The following is an 18,488-nucleotide window of genomic DNA, read 5'->3' on the forward strand; positions in this document are numbered from 1 at the left end:
AGTCGGACATGATTGTCCTGGTCAACGGCGTCGAAACGCCCGCCTGGAATGGCGAGACGGTTGCCAGCGTGATGCTGCGGGTGCCGGGTGCCGGTCGCAGCTCGCCGGTCAGCGGGGCTGCGCGCCTGCCTTACTGCCAGATGGGCGTCTGTTTCGAATGCCTGGCCATCGTGGATGGGGTCGCTTCGACACAAGGATGCCTCGTGCCCGTCAAACCGGGGATGCGGATCGAGAGCCAGCGCGGCGCGCGGGAGATTTCGCAATGACCTACGATGTCGTGATCGTTGGCGCAGGCCCCGCCGGAATGAGCGCCGCCGTGCGTTTGAGCGCCCTGGGCGCCAAGGTGGCGGTGGTTGACGAACAGCCTTCGCCCGGCGGGCAGATCTGGCGTGGGATCGAGCGGAACGTCAATACGCCGGTCTTCGAAGCTTTGGGGGCGGACTATCATAAGGGACAGGCGCTCGCGGCGGCATTCCGTGCCTCCGGGGTCGATTATCTGCCCGGCAATCAGGTCTGGCAGATCGAGGAGGGCTGGAGCCTGTTCCTGACCTCCGAAGGCAAGGCACGGCGGTTGACGGCCCGTGCAATCCTGCTGGCCAATGGTGCCCAGGAACGACCGGTGCCGTTCGCGGGCTGGACGCTGCCGGGTGTCATGACCGTCGGCGCGGCGCAGATCCTGCTGAAGTCGGGCGGCATGCTGCCCGAAGGCAAAGTCTGGATCGCCGGGGCAGGCCCATTGCCGCTGCTCTATGCGACCCAGTTGCTGAACCTTGGAGGGAAGATCGCTGGTTATCTCGATACCTCCACCCGGCCCAAGCTGTCGGCACTGGCGCGCTTGCCGGGTGCGTGGCGGGACTTCGGGGGGCTTGCCAAAGGTCTGCGCTGGCTGCGCGATCTGCGCAAAAGCGGCCTGATGGTGCGCGATTTCAGCGATCTGCGCGCCGAAGGCGATGGTCGCCTGCAATCGCTCAGCTGGCAGGCCGGGGGAGCACGCAAGCAGGTCGACGCCGATGTGCTGCTGGTCCATGAAGGCATCGTCCCCCGGATCCATGAAACCCTGGCCCTGGGCTGTGCCCATGACTGGAACGACGAACAGCGCTATTTCGCGCCCAAGCTCGACAGGTGGGGCGAGACCAGCCGCGAAGGGCTGTTCGTGGCGGGAGATGCCAGTTCCATCGGCGGCTGGACGGCTGCCACTGTTTCCGGAGAGATCGCGGCCCTGGGGATTGCCGCCCGCCTCGGGTTAACTACGGATAGCGATGGTCTGCGACGCGAGGCTCGTCTCGATGAGCGCCGCTCCCGTGCGCTTGCTTTGCGCCCCTTCCTGGATGCCGCCTATCCGCCACCTCAGAGAAAGCTGGAAGACGATGTGATCGTCTGCCGGTGCGAGGAGGTGACGGCGGGGGCAATTCGCAAAGCAGCCCGCTCCAGTCCTCCCGACCCCAATGCAATCAAGGCCGCGACCCGCTGTGGCATGGGACCCTGCCAGGGGCGGCAATGCGGCTATTCGGTGCAATCTCTTGTGGCCGAGGTTCATGGGTTGCCCGTCGGGGACGTCAGTTTCTTCAACATCCGCCCGCCCTTGAAGCCGGTGACGCTTGGAGAGATCGCATCCTTGAATGATGCAGAGGGGGTGGCATGAAGGCAGACGTTCTGATTATCGGCGGCGGTCTGCATGGGCTGTCTGCCGCCCTCCAGATGGCGAGACGCGGCGTTTCCGTGATCGTGGCCGAGCGGCATTTCGCCGGACGGCATGCGTCGGGCGCCACGGCGGCGGGAGTGCGGACGCTAGGGCGCGATCCGGTCGAGCTATCCTTGAGCCTCGAAGCCGCCGAGGATTGGCACAGGCTGGATGACCTGGTCGGCGACGACTGTGGCTTTGTGGCTTGCGGTCAGCTCCAGGTCGCGGAGACCGAGGCCTCCCTGGCGGTTATCGCCGCTCGGATCGAGCGCCTGACCGCGAAAGGCTATACCCACGAGCGCCTGATCGGGCCGGAGGAGATCCGGTCTCTGGTGCCCGATATCGCGCCCCATTGCTTAGGGGGCGCCTGGGTGTCGACGGATGGTTCAGCCGATCCGCACCGGGCGATCCGGGCCTTTCGGGATGCGGGGCTCAAGGCAGGGGTTCAGATTCTCGAGGAATGTCTGGTGACGGCCTTGGAACGGCGGTCGGGGAACTGGCAGGCCACCACCTCGCGCGGGCCGATCGAAGCCAAGACAATCGTCAATGCGGCAGGCGCTTGGTCCGATCAGGTTGCCCTGATGGCGGGCGATCCGCTGCGCCACGCGATCCGCACCTCCATGATGGTGGTGACGGAGCGGGCAGCGGCGCGGATTACTCCGGTGGTCAGTTCCCACGGACAGAAACTATCCTTCAAGCAGACCGCGCAAGGCACGCTCCTGATCGGCGGCGGCTCGCAGGGGAAGCTGGCGGCGGACAGGCAGTCGGCGTCGGTCGATGTCGTGGCCCTGGCATCGTCGGTCAAGGCAGCGGTACGGCTTTTCCCCTCGACGGGAGGCGTTCGGATCGTGCGGACCTGGGCCGGGATGGAGGCCATGACGGACGATCATGTTCCGGTGATCGGCTTTTCACACGTGGTGGAAGGTCTGGTGCATGCTTTCGGCTTCTCGGGGCATGGGTTTCAGCTGGTGCCGTCGGTGGGACGGCTGCTGGCCGATCTGGTCTGCGAAGGAAAAACACATCACGACCTAAGCGCGTTCGATCCGCGCCGGGTCGCCATTGAAAAGGTTGCAGCATGATTGGGTATGTCATCCGAAGGCTTTTGCTGGCGATCCCGACCTTGTTCGCCATGCTGACCATGGTCTTCATCCTGGTCCGGCTGGTACCGGGGGACGCGGCGGTCGCCATGCTGGGGGATCGCGCCGATCAGGCGACCCTGACGACCTTGCGGGCGGAACTGGGGCTCGATCAGCCTATTGCGGTTCAGTACTTAAGTTTCGTCTCCGACATGTTGACGGGCGATTTTGGCCGCTCCTCCAGCAGCGGGCGGACGGTGTTGGAAGAGGTGGCTCAGGTGCTGCCCTATACGCTTGAACTGGCCCTGGCCGCGATGGTGGTCGGAACCTTGTTCGGCGTCCCTCTAGGCGTAGTCGCCGCCTGCCGCCGCAATGAGTGGCCCGACTACGTCAGCCGGATTCTGTCGCTGGTCGGCCTGTCGTTTCCCGGCTTTGTGTCGGCGATCCTGATGCTGCTCGCCTTTGCGGTCTGGCTGCAGTGGCTGCCGGTCATGAGCCGTGCGGCGGCGGACCCTATCGATCATCTGCGCAATCTCATCCTGCCGGCGTTGAACCTCGGCTTGATCATGACGGCCTATATCGCCCGCGTGACGCGCTCCTCCATGCTGGAAGTGCTGGGCGAGGATTATATCCGCACCGCCCGTGCTAAGGGGGTGCGGCCCCGGACGCTTATTCTGCGCCATGCCCTGGGCAATGCGCTCATTCCCATCGTGACGGTCGTCGGCCTCTATTTCGGGACCTTGATCGGTAATTCGGTGCTGACCGAGATCGTCTTCACGCGGCCGGGCTTGGGCAAGCTGATCCTCGGCGCTTTGCAGTCCCGCGACTACGCCATGCTCCAGGGCCTGATGGTGGTCTTCGCGGCCTTTGTGATCTTCGTCAACACGGTGACCGATCTGGTCTATGCCTTCGTTGACCCCAGAGTGAGCTACTCATGATGACCAATGTCGCTGTTACCAACGGCTCGTCTGAGCGGCAAGCGAACCCGGTGTTGCTCGCCCTGCGGCGCAACCGCTTCTCCTGGATCGGCATCGGTCTGCTGCTGTGCATTGTGTTGGCGGCCATCTTCGCCCCGCTGATCGCGCCCTATGACCCGCTGAAGCAGAATATCCTCTTCCGGCTGGCGGCGCCTTCGGCCGACTTCTGGCTCGGCACGGACAGCTATGGCCGCGACGTGCTGTCCCGTCTGCTCTATGGCGCCCGTATCTCGCTAGCGATTGGCTTTCTGTCAGTCCTCATCGCCATGATCGTCGGATCGACCATTGGGATCTTGGCGGGTTACATCGGCGGTCTGTTCGACCAGATCGTCATGGGCATCGTCGATGTCATGCTGTCGTTCCCGACCTTGCTGCTGGGCTTGATGGTGGCGGCGATGCTGGGGGCGAGCTTCGAGAATCTGATCATCGCCATCGCGATCACCGAGGCAGCCCCCTTCGCCCGTGTGGCAAGAGCGCCGACCATCGCCGTAAAGCGTCGCGATTTCGTGGAGGCGGGCCGGTCCCTGGGCTTTACGCCCCTGCGGATCATGGGGGTACATATCCTCCCCAATATTCTGTCCGACATCGTCGTCGTGGCCTCGCTCTGGATGGCGTCGGCCATTCGCACCGAAGCGTCGCTGGCCTTCATCGGGCTGGGTGTCCAGCCGCCGACCCCGACCTGGGGCGGCATGATCCGCGAAGGCTTTGAAAACATTCTGAGCGCCTGGTGGCTGGTGGTCTTTCCGTCCCTTGCCATCCTGTTGACGGTGCTTGCTTTGAATATTCTCGGGGATGCGCTGCGCGATGCCATCGATCCCAAGACCAGGAGCCGCGGATGACTTTGACACAAGCCAATGCGATGCGGCTTCAGACTGCCGACGCGCCGCATGCCGCCAGTGCCGCAACCCCCGTGCTGTCCGTTCGGAACTTGACGACCTCTTTCAGGGCGAACGGTGATTGGCGGACGGTGGTCAACAATATTTCCTTCGATGTCGCCCCCAAGGAAACCGTCGCCATCGTCGGCGAGTCGGGCTCTGGCAAGAGCGTGACCTCGCTCTCGATCATGCGGCTGCTGCCGGACCGCTCCAGCAAGGTTGAAGGCCAGGTGATGCTGTCAGGCCGGGATCTGTTGTCCTTGCCCGAGGAACAGATGCGTCAGGTGCGCGGCAACGAGATCTCGATGATCTTTCAGGAGCCGATGACCTCGCTCAATCCGATCCTGCCCATCGGTCGGCAGATCGCCGAAGCGCTGACCGTGCATCGTGACATCTCCAATGCCGAAGCGAAGGCCGAGGTGCTGCGGCTGCTGGAAAAGGTGCGGATTCCGAACGGCAAACAGCGGTTCGAGGAATATCCCCATCAGTTCTCCGGCGGGATGCGTCAGCGCGTGATGATCGCCATGGCGCTGGCCTCGCGTCCCAAGCTGCTGATTGCGGACGAGCCGACCACCGCGCTTGATGTGACGATCCAGGGCCAGATCCTCGACCTTATCAAGAGTTTGCAGGAAGAGGAGGGGATGTCGGTCCTCTTCATCACCCATGACATGGGTGTGGTGGCCGAGGTTGCCGATCGCACCATCGTCATGTATCGCGGCGATGCCGTGGAGATGGGAGACACCGACGATATCTTCCATCGCGGCAAACATCCCTATACGCGCGCACTGCTGTCGGCCGTTCCCCGGCTTGGATCCATGGCAAGCAGCAGGCTGCCGCTGCCCTTCCCGGTGATCGACATCGAGACGGGCGATCAGAAGCCGCTGGCCGACGCCGTCGATACGGTCGCCAGGGAGAAAGCCCCGATCCTGGAGGTACGCGACCTCACGACCCGCTTCGACATCCGCTCCGGCCCCTTTGGACGCAAGGTCGGCGCGGTGCATGCGGTCGAAAAAGTCTCCTTCGATCTGCGGCGGGGGGAAACATTGTCGCTGGTCGGCGAATCGGGATGCGGGAAATCGACCACGGGCCGTTCGATCATCCGCCTGATCGATCCGAACAGCGGCACGGTGATGGTCGATGGTCAGGACATGATGACACTGGGCAGTGCCGCGCTTCGCAAGATGCGATGTTCGGTCCAGATGATTTTTCAGGACCCCTATGCCTCGCTCAATCCGCGTTTGAGCATCGGATCGGCTTTAACTGAACCATTCATTCAGCACGCTTTCGGTAGCCGCCAGCAGGCCCGCGACAAGGCTGCGGCGCTGATGGAGAAGGTCGGGTTGCTACCCGATATGATGACGCGCTATCCGCACGAGTTTTCCGGCGGTCAGCGTCAGCGTATCGCGATTGCGCGTGCGCTGATGCTGGATCCAAAGCTCATCATTGCCGACGAGGCGGTCTCGGCCCTCGACGTATCCATCAAGGCGCAGGTGTGTAACCTGCTGCTCGATCTGCAGCAGAGCCTGAATCTCGCGTTCCTGTTCATCAGCCATGACATGGCGGTGGTGGAGCGGGTCAGCCATCGGGTGGCGGTGATGTATCTGGGTGAGATTGTCGAGATCGGCCCGCGCGCGACCCTGTTCGACAACCCACAGCATCCCTACACCAAGAAGCTGATGGCGGCGGTGCCGGTGCCAGATCCGTCGCGCCGTTCGATCAAGCGCAACATGCAGGCGGACGAGCTGAAAAGCCCCATCCGCCCGACCAACTTCGTGCCGCCCCAGCGCAGCTATCGCGAGGTTTCGCCAGGACATCTCGTCCTGACGGAATAACCCCGCCGGGCCATTCATCCATTCAGCCGATCTTGGAAGGTAATCATGAAAGTAGGGATTGCCGGCGCGGGGGCTATTGCCTTCGGCTATGCCGCACTGCTGACCAACAACAGCCATCAGGTGAGCCTCTGGTCTCCATCGGGACGGTGGCAGGGAGAGGCGCGCAAGATAACGGGCGCCATCGAGGGGGACTTCCGCTTCGCCGCCTGCGCCGATGCCAAGGAACTGGCGGCGAACGAAGTGATCGTGCTGGCGCTACCTGCGAACGGCCATCGCCCGGTGTTCGATGCGCTGCTACCGCATCTCGCTGCGCATCATACGATCATCATCAGCGGCCATCTGTCTTTCGCGGCGCTATACCTTGCCAAGAAGCTGGCGGAGCGCGGCCTCCAATTGCCGATTGCGGTCTGGAACACCACCGTTCTGACCTCCAAGGCTCAAAGCGAGAGCGAGATCAAGATTGGCGCGCTCAGAGGCAAGGTCGATATGGCGACCCTTCCGGCAAGTGACGCACCGCGTACCCATGAAGTCTGTACCGCCCTGTTCGGTGATCGTTTTGTCCTGAGAGACGATCTGCTCACCATCACCCTTAGCAATCTCAACCCGCAAAGCCACCTCGGCATCGCGCTCTGCAATCTGACCCGGATCGAGCGGGGCGAGACCTGGGGGCAACGCACGCACATCACGCCGGCCGTCGGCAGGCTGCTTGAGGCTTTGGACACGGAAAGGCTGGCGGTTGCCACTGCCCTGGGCAAGAGCGTCCGCACGGTCTTCGAACATCAGCAGATGTCCTTTGGCGTATCGGGGGGCAGCGTGGCGGAGATGGCTCAGATCCTGGCGGCTCAGGGAAAAGATCCAAATGGCCCCAAGGATATCAACACCCGCTATGTGCTGGAGGACACGCCGTTTGGACTGGTGCCGACGGTGTATCTCGCCCGGATCGCCGGTGTTGCCGTGCCGCTGCACGAAAGCGGGATTCTGATCCTGAATGCCTGCTACGGCCGGGATTTCGCGAGCGACAACGACCTGCTGCCTGAACTGAGTATCACGGATACCGCCGTGCTGAAGCGCCTGGCGGCCGATGGCTATCCGATAGGTTCCGCCAGCGCTTAAAGGCCTCGGCGATCACGGGTGCATAGCCAACGGAGCCATTGCACAGCTCCCTCTCAAGATAATGTCGGGGGACCCATGTACACCATCGATGGATTGCTTCAGAACCGCAGGATCGTCACCAAGGTCTTTCTCTTCATCGTGCCGCTGGTGCTGCTGGTGGCAGGTGTCGGTTTTGCGGGTTACTACACGGCGAAGGTTCTGAACGGTCATATGACCGTTACCCGGGCAACCATAGAGAATATCGGCGATTTCGACGATCTGAATGCCGTCCTGCGGGATTTCACGGCCGAGCCGGATGCTGGCGCCCTGGAGGCTTTGCGCGCCAGCATCGCCCGTCAATCGGTCGGCGTCGGGACGCTGGAAAGCCTGCTGAGCGGCGAGGGGGAAAAGCGGCAGATCGGACAGGTCAAGAATTTGGCCGCCGACCTGACCGTAAAGACGGATGACCTTTGGCGCATTTATCAGGCGCAGGTGGCCAATGCGGGCGAGATAACCGGGGCGCTCGACGGGATCGTCAGTCAGGCGACAGGCGCCAGCAAGCAGATCGACAATCTGCAGAAAGCCTATGAGGGCAAGGAACGGTTCGCCAAGAGTGCGCTGCTGGACGCCTATGCCTTCCGCTCGATTGCCCGCCGGGTGCAGACCCTGCGCGAAGCGATCCAGGAGGCAGGCGATGACGACGAAGGGGTGGTTAACGCGGCGACGGTCTTTGCGGGGCTTCTGAGGCAGGAGTTCGCTAAAGTCTCCAACATGATTTCCAGTGCAAACAGTCTGGAGAAGATGAAGCCGATCCAGGCGCTCAGCGAAGAGCTTGCCGCGACCTATACCGGAACGGCCGATACAGGGGAAAAAGCGCGAGCCATCCGGGCGATTTCCAATCGGTTCGCGACGTTCCAGGAAAGCCTGCAAGCGGACACCATGACCAAGGCCAGCGATGCCGCAGGGGTGTTCGTCGAGCTGGAGGTTGAAATCTCCACCCTGCGCAGCGGCCTGGCGCAGGTGGGAACGGCGCTGCAATCCATCGATGCTTTGCGACTGCGCACCGAACGTTTCCTGATTCAGCCGACTGAGGCGGGCCGGGATGCTATCGCAGCGGAAATCAAGAATTTGCGGGCCTCCAGCAAACGGGTTTCGGAGGTCAGCCTTTCGACGCGCGACTTCGGCCCTAAACTCGCCCCGCTGCTCGATGGGCTCAGTGCGGCCTCCCAGGCGAGGGTGACAATTTCCCAGGAATGGCGCACGGCTAGAAGTGCCGCGACGGAGACGCTGACGGCAGGGATAACGGCCCTGAAGGATTTCGTCACCCAGGCGCAGGAAGCGGGCAAGAAGGATAGTGAGTTTTCGGCTCAAGCCTCGGTGGTGGCGATGGTGGTCGGAACGCTGCTTGCCATTGTCGGCGGCCTGATGCTGGTCGAGGTACTGCGCGGTCCGCTCCGGGGGGTGACCGAGGTGATGAAGCGCCTTGCCGCTGGCGACCTGACTGTGAAGATCGAAGGGCGGGAGCGTGGCGATGAGATCGGCGACATGGTGCGCTCGGTGACCGTGTTCCGGGATGCGGCACTGGCCAATATCCGCCTGGAACAGGATGCCGCAACCGAGCGCACTCGGATTGCCAGTGAACAAGGACAGGCCCTGACCGCTCTTTCCGACGTGCTGGGTGGCCTTGCCAAAGGCAATCTGGAGCGTGGCATGGACATCAATCTGGCCGAGAATTTCATCGGCATGGCTCATACCTATAATCAGGCTGTCGAAGCCTTGCGGGGCACGCTCGCCGATGTCCGCTCCACGGCCGATGAGATCGACGACGGCACAGGAAATCTGGCGGCATCGGCGGATGATCTTGCGCGGCGGACTGAACAACAGGTGGCCGCGCTGGGCGAAAGCTCCCATGCGCTACGCCATCTGGGCGAGATTGTCCGTTCAACAGCTGAACGGGCCAAGCAGACCTCCGCGTCGGTCAATGAGGCAGAGGAGTTTGCCGTGCGCTCGGGCGAGATCGTAGCCCGTGCCGTCAGCGCTATGAGCGAGATCCGGCGGTCGTCGGACGAAATATCGACCATCATCGGCGTGATCGATCAGATCGTTTTTCAGACGAATCTATTGGCCTTGAATGCCAGCATTGAAGCTGCGCGGGCAGGGGAGGCTGGCAAGGGTTTTGCTGTTGTCGCGCAGGAGGTGCGGGATCTGGCGCGGCGGTGTGCTGGGGCGGCCCAGCAGATCCGGGGGCTGATCTCGGCCAGTTCCACCCAGGTCGTCAATGGCGTGCAGTTCGTCGAGCAGGCGGGCGGTGCTTTGGCCCAGATCCTCACCCATGTCAGTGATGTACGGACCCTGGTCGGGCAGATCTCTGACGCCACTGACGAACAATCGACTGGCATCCAGGATGTGTCGCGCGCGGTTCAGGAGGTCGAACTCATCACTCAACGCAACGCCAGCATGGTTGAGGAGAATAACGCGGAAATCCATGGCCTGCGCAAACGGGTCGGCATGCTGTCGACCAAGATCGAGCATTTCAAAATCGGCCGGTCGCGGGTGGCTTCACCCCTCCGTGAAAAGATGGCTGCTGAATGAACCGGCGAGGAAAGTGATGACTGCTCCCGTTCCTTATCTCTATGTGGCGCAGATGGCCGCTTATATCGAGGCTGCCCAAGGATGGCCTGCCCCTGTAGCGGCGCGAGAGGCAGCGCTTAAATGCATCTTGGACCTCTTGAGTGCGATCCTGGTCGGTGTCGATGATCTGGGGCCGGTCGCTATCCGCAAGACGGTCCCGATAATTTTCGGCGGCGGAAATTCTCCGATCTGGTTTACCGGAGAGACGGCATCCCTCATCGGCGCGGCCTGGGCCAATAGTTCGGCCGCCGCCGCGCTGGACCTTGACGACGGCAACCGGTTCGCGCGGGGACATCCAGGGGCGGCGATCATTCCCGCAGTCTTTGCCGTGGCTCAGGACGTCGGCGCGTCGCTCGATGAGATCTTGGCCGCCATCATGATTGGATATGAGGTAGGTGTGGCCGTGGGAGCGGCCCGCACGACCTATGGCAATTCCGGCACCTGGACGCCCTATGGCGTGGTTGCGGCGGCAGCGGCGCTGCGCCGGACGCCGCGTGCCATCGTCGAGCATGCATTGGCGATTGCCGGGGAAAGCGCGCCGAACCAAGCCTTCGCCAGCGCCCCGTCACCGCGCATCCCGGCCCCGGAAGGCGCAGCGGTCAAGGAGGGGATTCCCTGGTCGGTCGTGACCGGCCTCACCGCGCTGCATCTGGCCGAAGCCGGGCATACCGGGCCGCGCAACATTCTGGACAGCAGGCGGCATTATGAATTCCCCGAGGATCTGGCTCTAGGGGCAGATCCTCATATCTGCAAAACCTATTTCAAGCCTTATGCCTGCTGCCGCCATATCCATGCGCCGCTGGCTGCCTTGCTGGATCTGATGGAAAAGCATGGGATCGACGGCAAGGCCATCGACGGGATGAAGGTCGATATTCATGCCGCAGGGCTGCGCATCTCGAACAGAGCCAGTCCGCAGAACCTGACCGATGTTCAATACAGCATTCCCTATTGTCTGGCGCTGGTAGCTCTCCACGGTCCGGAAGTGCTGGTACCGGCCACGCTTGATACGTTGAAGCTCGACGGCGTGAGGGAATTGGCGGAGAAGGTCCAGCTTTCCCTCGACGCGGAACTCGACGCGATTTACCCGCAGGATATCCGTGCCCGCGTTACGCTTACATGCGGAGGGATACAATATGTATCCGATCCGACGCCTCCTAAGGGCGAACCGCTGATGTCCTGGGAAGAATTGTCAGAAAAACTCACTATGGCGACGCGGATCGTCGTGAATTCAGATCAACAAAATCAGCTTCTTAAGGCGATGGATGAGGCCAGATCAGGTGACTTAAGCTCACTTATATCCTGTCTAAATCAAAAGCTGATCACCCCGTGACCAGCGATACCCCCAGGATGGTGAGACCAATGGCCAGCAGGATCGCGGCCAGGACGATCACGCCATCGCGCAAGGTGACACCCAGGGCGAAGACGGCAATGGCCGCCATCGGTATCGTCGTCGCCAGGGGCAAGAGTTCGAGCGGCGGAACCGTGCAGGCCATCAGGATGCAAGCAACGGCGGCGATGCGTAGATAGCGGCCTTTGGTCAGCTGCTTCAGGCGGCCATGGAACCAGCGGTCGGCCCATTTAGCCGGGCGCCTCATCTTGTCGACGGCCTTGCGCAGGGTCTCTGCTGTGACCGAGCGCTCCAGCAGAAAACCGGGCAGCCAAAGGTGCTTGCGCCCCAGCGCCATCTGCAGGGCCGTAAAAATGATCAAGAGGGCGATGACGGTTGGGACGCCGGGGATAGAGCCGATGGGCGTTAACTCGATGCACGCCGGGATCAGCAGCATCGGGCCGTAGCTGCGATTGCCAAAAGCCTCGATCACATCGTTCAGTGTGATCTGTTCCTCCTGGTCGGCAAGGCCTGTCAGCTTGTCGAGGATCTGGGCGGCGTTCTCTGGTTCAGGCGACATATCGGGCTCGCAGAAGGGGACGATATGAAGCAAAAGCCCCGCCTGACGAATGGTTCCGGTAAAGCCGATGCCGTCAGGTGGCGGTTTTTGTCAGCTTTGCGAGCCCTACCGCCAGGAGGACATTCAGGGCGCCGATCACGGTCAGCAAAGCCAATGTGGGCACCGCGCCTGTATTGGCCAGAATGACGGCGATGATCGTCGGCGCGGCAGCCTGGGCGAGCAGGCCGGGCCTCGCCAGTCTGCCCATGACGATGGGATACCGATCCTTCCCGAACAGGGCCAGCGGCAATGTCCCGCGAGCAATCGACCAGATGCCGTTCCCGGCGCCATAGACGATCAGAGCGGCGCCTGGGATCGGGAGGTCCACCAGCAGTAACGTCAGTCCCGAGGCGGTCAGGCCGACCGACGCAAGAAGCGTCCAGATGGGATGGAATTTACGGCCGACCACCATCTCGATCAGGCGGGCGCCCACCTGGGCTGGGCCGAGGAGCATCCCCATGGAGACGGCAAAGGCGAGGCTATAGCCCCGTTCAGTGAGCAGACTGATCAGATGCACGGCCATCGCCGCCGCGAGGATCTCGCAACCGACCGATATGATCGCCAGGATCGGGAAGGCCCAGGCGTGAACAGGTCGGACTTCGGGTTCGACTGTTTCCCCGGTCGTCTGGGGCCGGACCGGGGCAGAGGCTTCGGCTGGCAGGCCGAACAGGATCAGGGGGACTGAGATCGCGACATGGATGGCGGCATAAGTGAAACAGACCGAACGCCAGCCATAGGTTTCGAGCAGCAGGGTCGAAAGTGGCCAGCAGACGGTCGAGGCGAAACCGCCATAAAGCGTCACGGTCGAGATCGCGGGGCGCGCCTTGTCGCCAAAGATCCGGCCCAGGGCGGAGAAGGCGGCGTTATAGAGCGATCCGCTCATCCCCACTCCGATGACCATCCAGGCGGCGATGAAGCTGGGCAGATTGACGCTCATCCCCAGAAGGGCAAGGCCGAGTCCGAGGACGAAACAACCGCCCGCCATGGTTTTCCGGCCACCATGAACCGCGATCAGTTTTCCCGTGCGGGGCGAAACGAGACCGGCGGTCAGGGATCCGACCGCCATGCCGCCGACCACCCAGGCCAGGGGCCAGGCCATTTCGGCGGCAATATCCTTCGCCACGATGGCCGACAGGTAATAGGACGATCCGAACGTCAGGATCGTCACCAGCCCAAGGGCAGTGACGATGCCGAACCGGCGTCCCGTCGTAAGGGCGGTGTCGTTTGTCACCGAGTGACATTAGCGGGGTCGCGGCCACTTACCAGACGAAATATGGCATTTTTGTTTCGCTCGCCCCTCCTGCGGCAGATCGCACACGGTCAGGCTTATTCTTGACCCAATCGCTGTTTTCAGCGATTTCTCAGCCCATGACACGCCATCGGCAGATGCGGAAGACGCTGCGCAACCGTTCGACCCTGGGTCGTCGGATCGCTGCAGTTTTTGCTTTGCTCGCCGTTGTTTTATCGGCTTTCGCAGGCCCCGTGGCTGTCGCTAAACCGATGGATGCCGACCGCGCAGCCGTCATCGCGATGTTCGGCAGCAACGCGCTTTGCGAGCCGACCGATGACGGCAACCCAGAGGCTGTTGCCCACATCAATCACTGCGTACTCTGCACCGTGCAGCGGGTCGATGCCCCCACACCCGAAGCGGTTCTGATCGCTTTCACGGTGGTCACGCAGGAAGCTCAGGTCTGGTCCGACGGTGACACTTCTGCCCCGATGGGTGAGGTCGCGTCGCGCCCCCATAAACCAAGAGATCCACCAGCCATCGGCTGACGGCCGCATTTTGCGGTCCAGAGGCAGCGCGCCCTTTGGCCCGGCTGTTTCACTTTCATTTGATATTTCCCCACATAGCCCCGTCCTGATCGGGGTTCTGGAGCTTTTCCATGCGCATCCTGACCGGCCTGCTGGCCGCGACGCTTCTTGCCACCCCGGTTTTCGCCCACGAATACAAGGCTGGCGCGATCCTGGTGGATCATCCCTTTGCCCGGGCGGTGACATCCGCCCAGAAGACGGCATCGGTCTATATGACCCTCAAGAATGAGGGCGCCGCCGACCGGCTGGTCGAGGCCTCGACGCCGGTTGCCAAATCCGTCGACGCCCATATCAACGTCAAGAAGGGCGAGGTCATCACGATGCAGCATCTCGACGCCATCGATGTCCCCGCCGGGCAGACCGTCGAGCTCAACCCCCGGGCGCCCCTCCACCTGATGTTGATGGATCTGAAACAGCCACTGAAGGTAGGGGAGAAATTCCCGATGACTCTGCGGTTCGAGAAGGCAGGCACGGTCGACGTGATCATTCATATCGAAAAACCCGGCGCGATGGACGCTGGGGCGCATCACGCTCACTGACCGCTCGCCCAAGGACACCATACCTATGACACCCGTATCCGCTACGGCGACCGGATCGCCGACCATGAGCAGCCTCTATCGCGCGGTCTGGCGCTGGCATTTCTACGCCGGACTGCTGGTCCTGCCTTTTCTAATGGTTTTGGCCATTACAGGTGGGCTCTATCTCTTCAAGGACGAGATTGAGAACACCGTCTACCGCGACCTGAAACAGGTCGAGCAGCGTGCGTCGGCACCGATGCCCGCCAGCCGACTGATCGAAGCAGCCATGGCTGCGCAGGCTGGTACGGCACTCAAGATCACGATGCCTGCAACACCGACGGCCTCGGCTGAAGTGACCGTCGGTACGGATGCTGGAAAGATCGCCGTCTATGTCGATCCTTACGATGCCAAGGTATTAGGCAGCCTGCCGGACCGGGGAACCATCATGTGGACGATCCGGCGGCTGCATAGCCTGGATTTCTTCGGCCCGATTGCCAATGGCGCCATCGAGATCGCCGGCGGCTGGTCTATCCTGCTGGTGTTGACCGGTATCTATCTCTGGTGGCCACGTGGCCAGTCGGGCGGCGTGGTCACTGTGCGCACCAAGGCAGCTCGCCGCACTTTCTGGCGTGACATCCATGCGGTGACGGGTGCCTTCGTCGGCGTGTTTATCCTGTTCCTGGCGATCACCGGCATGCCCTGGTCCATCGTTTGGGGCGATAGGGTCAATGAATGGGCTAATAGCGCCAACTTCGGTTACCCGGAGGGCGTCTATGTCGGTGTGCCGATCTCGGATGAACATGCGGCGCATGTCACCGGCACCTCCACCTGGTCGACCGAGCAGGCCAGGATGCCGCTGTCGACCGGTGATGGCGGCAAGGTCGGGGTCGACACCATCGTTGCCCAGCTGGCGACGCTGAAGATCGCACCGGGCTATGCACTTGCCCTGCCGAAAGGCTCGGAAGGTGTTTATAGCGCCACCGTCTATCCTGACGATGTCACCGGACAGCGCATCGTCCACCTCGATCAATATACCGGCGAACCGCTGATCGACATGAGCTATGCCGATTATGGTGTTGGTGCCAAGGCGATGGAGTGGGGGATCAGCGTCCACATGGGCCAGGAATATGGCCTCACAAACCAGATCGTCCTGGCTGTCGCCTGCCTCGGGATGGTGCTGCTGTCGGTGTCGGCGGGCGTCATGTGGTGGAAGCGGCGGCCCGCAGGCTCGCTTGGCGTGCCGCCGATGCCGCGCGAGAAGCGCCTGCTGTGGGGCGTGCTGGCGATCCTGGCCGTTGGCGGCATCCTCTATCCGCTGGTGGGGGCATCCCTGATCGTGATCGTGCTGATCGATATGCTGCTGTTCCAGCGGGGCGGCAGACGCGCCATGGCCTGATCATCTCGCCTGCTGGGCATCATAGCGGTGGCGGTTATCCTCGATTACGCCGTGATGCCCTGCCGCCCAATCTGCAAGCTTGCGCACGGTGTCCGACAGCGAGTGTCCGAGGGGCGTCAGCGTATATTCGACCTGCGGGGGTGTGCTGGGGTGAACCGTGCGCTCCACCATGCCGTCCCGCTCCAACGCCTTGAGGGTCCGCGTCAGCATCTGCTGTGAGATGCCGTGGACCTGCCGCTTTATCCCGTTGAAACGCAGGGAGCCGGACTGGATCGCGACCACAACCAAGATGGTCCATTTGTCGCCCACACGACTGAGGATTTCGCTGACGCCCCGGCAGGCGGCGGCCGGTTTGGCGGTCATATCCATCTGACCAACTCCTAAAGATATGCTTTTGACGGGTTCGGGGCAGTCACATAAATGGCTGTGGTCAACATTGTAGACCTTCTCGTTCAGAGAGGTCCATCTCCTGGAGACCACCATGAACCTCATCTATTATCCCGGCGCCTGCAGCCTGGCCGATCACATTGCGCTGATCGAGGCGGGGCTGCCCCATAAGATCCTGAGCATCACGCGCGAGAAAAAGACCGAAGACGGTCGCGATTTCCTGTCGATCAATCCCAAGGGCTATATTCCGGCCCTCGAATTGGAGGACGGCACGGTCCTGACCGAAAATCAGGTCATCCTGAGCTACATTGCCGAAGCGAGCGGTAAGCTGCTGCCCAAGGAAGGTTTTGCCCGCTGGCGGGTCTTCGAGGCGCTGGCCTTCATGTCCTCCGAAATCCACGGAGGCTATATGCCCTTCTTCAAGGATTACCCGGAGCCGGAGAAGGTGCGCGCCAGGGAGAAACTCGCGAAGGCCTTTGCCATCCTTGCCGACCAGATGGAGGATAAGCCCTTCCTGGTCGGCGAAGAGATGACGATTGCCGATTGTTATCTCTTCTGGGTGTTGATGGTTGCCCCAAAGAGCGGTGTCGAATTGCCGGAGAACCTCCGCCGAGCCTTCGAGCGCCTACGCGGCCGGCCTTCCGTGGCTCAGGCTTTTACGGAGGAGGGGCTCAGCTAAACAGCCTCATGGCGTCACGCTTTTGAGGTAGGCAATAAGATCGTCGCGATCCTGAGCGTTAGGGACACCGAGCGGCATGGTCGTGCCCGGCACGGATTTGGCGGGTGCCGTGAGGAACGTTCCTAACGTCTCATCGCTCCAGACGATGCCCGACGCGACCATGCCCTTGGAATATTTAGCGCCCGGAAGCGTTCCGGCGGTGCGCCCGAAAATACCCAACAAGGACGGGCCGACTTTGTTCTGGGCGGTCACCGCATGGCAGGAACTACAACGGGTGAAAATCGATTTGCCGCGGGCGGCATCGCCCTCGGCCTGCGCGGATCCTGCAAAGGTAGCCACGCCAAGCACCACCGCTGCAACGGCTTGCATATATCTGTTCATCAACCCCTCCGGAGGTTTTGTGCGGGGCGGCGTTCGGGCGCCGTTATCGCGGATCGTTCCTATAGGTCATACGGGGAAGGTGGGGTATCCTGTTAGCCGGATCCTTCCGAATTATTGCCTGATCCTGTCGACTGCCCCTATGGCCCCGTGAAGTCACGCTCCCGGTCGCCTACATAGGATGTCCGTTGTTATGGGGAGCATGATTTTTGGCAAATATGGATATCGCTGAACCAGCGCCACAGGAAGATACGGCTGCGATCCGCGCCGAAATTCTGGAGCGGTTAACCGGCTTCATGGGGGGCGAAACCCATAAGGAAACCGGTGTTGCGGGCCTGTCCGTCTATCGGGTGACCCAGCCGTCGGGCCCTTTGTGCGGTGTCTATGAGCCCAGCCTGTCCTTCATCATCCAGGGCAGCAAGCGGATCTATATCGGCGATCAGACCATCCTTTATGATGCCTCCCGTTTTCTGATCACCTCCGTCGGGCTGCCGACGGTTGCGCAGATCCAGGCCGCCAGCGAGGAAGAGCCTTACTTCTGCATGGTCATAAAGCTGGACCTGAAGCGAGTCCGGCAGATCATCGCCGATATCGATATTCAGCCGACCGAGATGCCGCAGGTTGACCTGGGGATGGCGCTGGGGACGGCGACGGTCGATCTTTTCGATGCGCTTCGGCGCCTTGTCGCGCTGACCGATACCCCCCGGCATATCCCTTTCCTGGCCACGCAGATCGAGAACGAGATTCTCTATCGTCTGCTGACCGGCGAGCAGGGCATGCATCTACGCCGGATTGCTCTGGTGGGTACCCAGTCCAATCGGGTGGCGAAAGCCGTGGAATGGCTGAAGCAGAACTTCACCCAGCCGCTGCGGGTAGAGGATTTGGCCGATATTGCCAGCATGGGCGTGTCGACCCTGCATCACCATTTCCGCGCCATGACCGCCATGAGCCCGCTGCAATATCAAAAGCATCTTCGGCTCAATGAGGCGCGGATCCTGATGCTGAGCAATAATCTGGATGCGGCGACGGCGGCTTTGCGGGTGGGGTACGAAAGCCCAACCCAGTTCAACCGGGAATACCGCCGATTGTTCGGGGCGCCGCCGATGCGCGACATCAAGGCGATCCGTGCCCTAGACCGGACCCGCACCCCGGCGAACCAGGAAACGGACCTCAGCGCGGCTGGATAGAAAACGGCGGCTGGAAAT

18 protein-coding genes are annotated in these 18,488 nt (G+C 62.0%); 14 read left to right on the top strand and 4 right to left on the bottom strand.

The features are described from left to right. The first annotated feature begins 8 nt into the window (after positions 1 to 8). The 9 genes from ACFSM5_RS08275 to ACFSM5_RS08315 all read left to right on the top strand — a co-directional run bounded on the left by ACFSM5_RS08275 (position 9) and on the right by ACFSM5_RS08315 (position 11,494). Complete coding sequence (locus ACFSM5_RS08275; RefSeq protein ID WP_379875850.1) at positions 9 to 266, top strand: (2Fe-2S)-binding protein; 258 nt, start codon at positions 9 to 11, stop codon at positions 264 to 266. Continuing rightward, a complete protein-coding gene (locus tag ACFSM5_RS08280; protein WP_379875851.1) occupies positions 263 to 1,642 on the top strand; it encodes an FAD-dependent oxidoreductase in 1,380 nt (459 codons plus the stop codon). Before ACFSM5_RS08275 ends, ACFSM5_RS08280 begins: the two co-directional genes overlap by 4 nt. After that, on the top strand, positions 1,639 to 2,760 hold the full coding sequence (locus ACFSM5_RS08285; RefSeq protein ID WP_379875852.1) for an NAD(P)/FAD-dependent oxidoreductase: 1,122 nt from the start codon (positions 1,639 to 1,641) through the stop codon (positions 2,758 to 2,760). Before ACFSM5_RS08280 ends, ACFSM5_RS08285 begins: the two co-directional genes overlap by 4 nt. After that, positions 2,757 to 3,695 carry an ABC transporter permease gene (locus tag ACFSM5_RS08290; protein ID WP_379875853.1) on the top strand — a complete coding sequence of 313 codons (939 nt, stop codon included), beginning with the start codon at positions 2,757 to 2,759 and terminating at the stop codon, positions 3,693 to 3,695. The genes ACFSM5_RS08285 and ACFSM5_RS08290 overlap by 4 nt, the downstream gene beginning before the upstream one ends. Further along, positions 3,692 to 4,573, top strand: a complete 882-nt coding sequence (locus ACFSM5_RS08295; protein ID WP_379875854.1) for an ABC transporter permease — start codon at positions 3,692 to 3,694, stop codon at positions 4,571 to 4,573. Before ACFSM5_RS08290 ends, ACFSM5_RS08295 begins: the two co-directional genes overlap by 4 nt. Then, complete coding sequence (locus tag ACFSM5_RS08300) at positions 4,570 to 6,441, top strand: ABC transporter ATP-binding protein (RefSeq protein WP_379875855.1); 1,872 nt, start codon at positions 4,570 to 4,572, stop codon at positions 6,439 to 6,441. Before ACFSM5_RS08295 ends, ACFSM5_RS08300 begins: the two co-directional genes overlap by 4 nt. A 45-nt stretch (positions 6,442 to 6,486) precedes the next feature. Continuing rightward, positions 6,487 to 7,554 (top strand): NAD/NADP octopine/nopaline dehydrogenase family protein, encoded by a 1,068-nt coding sequence (locus tag ACFSM5_RS08305; RefSeq protein WP_379875856.1) that lies wholly within the window; start codon positions 6,487 to 6,489, stop codon positions 7,552 to 7,554. Between the two features lie 75 nt (positions 7,555 to 7,629). Beyond that, positions 7,630 to 10,125, top strand: a complete 2,496-nt coding sequence (locus tag ACFSM5_RS08310; RefSeq protein ID WP_379875857.1) for a methyl-accepting chemotaxis protein — start codon at positions 7,630 to 7,632, stop codon at positions 10,123 to 10,125. A 16-nt stretch (positions 10,126 to 10,141) separates the two neighbouring features. Continuing rightward, complete coding sequence (locus tag ACFSM5_RS08315; protein WP_379875858.1) at positions 10,142 to 11,494, top strand: MmgE/PrpD family protein; 1,353 nt, start codon at positions 10,142 to 10,144, stop codon at positions 11,492 to 11,494. On the opposite strand, the gene ACFSM5_RS08320 is transcribed toward ACFSM5_RS08315, so the two are convergent. Together ACFSM5_RS08320 and ACFSM5_RS08325 are read right to left on the bottom strand one after the other, a co-directional pair. Continuing rightward, positions 11,484 to 12,071 (bottom strand): exopolysaccharide biosynthesis protein, encoded by a 588-nt coding sequence (locus ACFSM5_RS08320; RefSeq protein ID WP_379875859.1) that lies wholly within the window; start codon positions 12,069 to 12,071, stop codon positions 11,484 to 11,486. The two genes, ACFSM5_RS08315 and ACFSM5_RS08320, sit on opposite strands and share 11 nt — an antisense overlap. Positions 12,072 to 12,144: 73 nt before the next feature. Further along, a complete protein-coding gene (locus ACFSM5_RS08325; protein ID WP_379875860.1) occupies positions 12,145 to 13,341 on the bottom strand; it encodes an MFS transporter in 1,197 nt (398 codons plus the stop codon). Positions 13,342 to 13,478: 137 nt separating this feature from the next. On the opposite strand from ACFSM5_RS08325, the gene ACFSM5_RS08330 reads away from it, so the two are divergent. The 3 genes from ACFSM5_RS08330 (at position 13,479) to ACFSM5_RS08340 (ending at position 15,839) form a co-directional block, all read left to right on the top strand. Continuing rightward, a complete protein-coding gene (locus tag ACFSM5_RS08330; RefSeq protein WP_379875861.1) occupies positions 13,479 to 13,886 on the top strand; it encodes a hypothetical protein in 408 nt (135 codons plus the stop codon). A gap of 110 nt (positions 13,887 to 13,996) precedes the next feature. Then, positions 13,997 to 14,464 carry a copper chaperone PCu(A)C gene (locus ACFSM5_RS08335; RefSeq protein ID WP_379875862.1) on the top strand — a complete coding sequence of 156 codons (468 nt, stop codon included), beginning with the start codon at positions 13,997 to 13,999 and terminating at the stop codon, positions 14,462 to 14,464. A 25-nt stretch (positions 14,465 to 14,489) separates the two neighbouring features. Continuing rightward, a complete protein-coding gene (locus ACFSM5_RS08340; RefSeq protein ID WP_379875863.1) occupies positions 14,490 to 15,839 on the top strand; it encodes a PepSY-associated TM helix domain-containing protein in 1,350 nt (449 codons plus the stop codon). Here the strand turns inward: ACFSM5_RS08340 and ACFSM5_RS08345 are convergent, their stop codons facing one another. Continuing rightward, positions 15,840 to 16,202, bottom strand: a complete 363-nt coding sequence (locus ACFSM5_RS08345; protein ID WP_379875864.1) for a winged helix-turn-helix transcriptional regulator — start codon at positions 16,200 to 16,202, stop codon at positions 15,840 to 15,842. Positions 16,203 to 16,320: 118 nt separating this feature from the next. Between ACFSM5_RS08345 and ACFSM5_RS08350 the strand changes: the two genes are divergently transcribed. Then, on the top strand, positions 16,321 to 16,905 hold the full coding sequence (locus ACFSM5_RS08350) for a glutathione binding-like protein (protein WP_379875865.1): 585 nt from the start codon (positions 16,321 to 16,323) through the stop codon (positions 16,903 to 16,905). A 6-nt stretch (positions 16,906 to 16,911) separates the two neighbouring features. On the opposite strand, the gene ACFSM5_RS08355 is transcribed toward ACFSM5_RS08350, so the two are convergent. Then, complete coding sequence (locus ACFSM5_RS08355) at positions 16,912 to 17,286, bottom strand: c-type cytochrome (protein ID WP_379875866.1); 375 nt, start codon at positions 17,284 to 17,286, stop codon at positions 16,912 to 16,914. A 215-nt stretch (positions 17,287 to 17,501) separates the two neighbouring features. Between ACFSM5_RS08355 and ACFSM5_RS08360 the strand changes: the two genes are divergently transcribed. Further along, entirely contained in the window at positions 17,502 to 18,470 is a 969-nt protein-coding gene (locus ACFSM5_RS08360) for an AraC family transcriptional regulator (protein ID WP_379875867.1), read from the top strand. Positions 18,471 to 18,488 lie beyond the last annotated feature (18 nt).

This window comes from Lacibacterium aquatile, from assembly GCF_042683105.1.
GTDB lineage: Bacteria > Pseudomonadota > Alphaproteobacteria > Elsterales > Elsteraceae > Lacibacterium > Lacibacterium aquatile.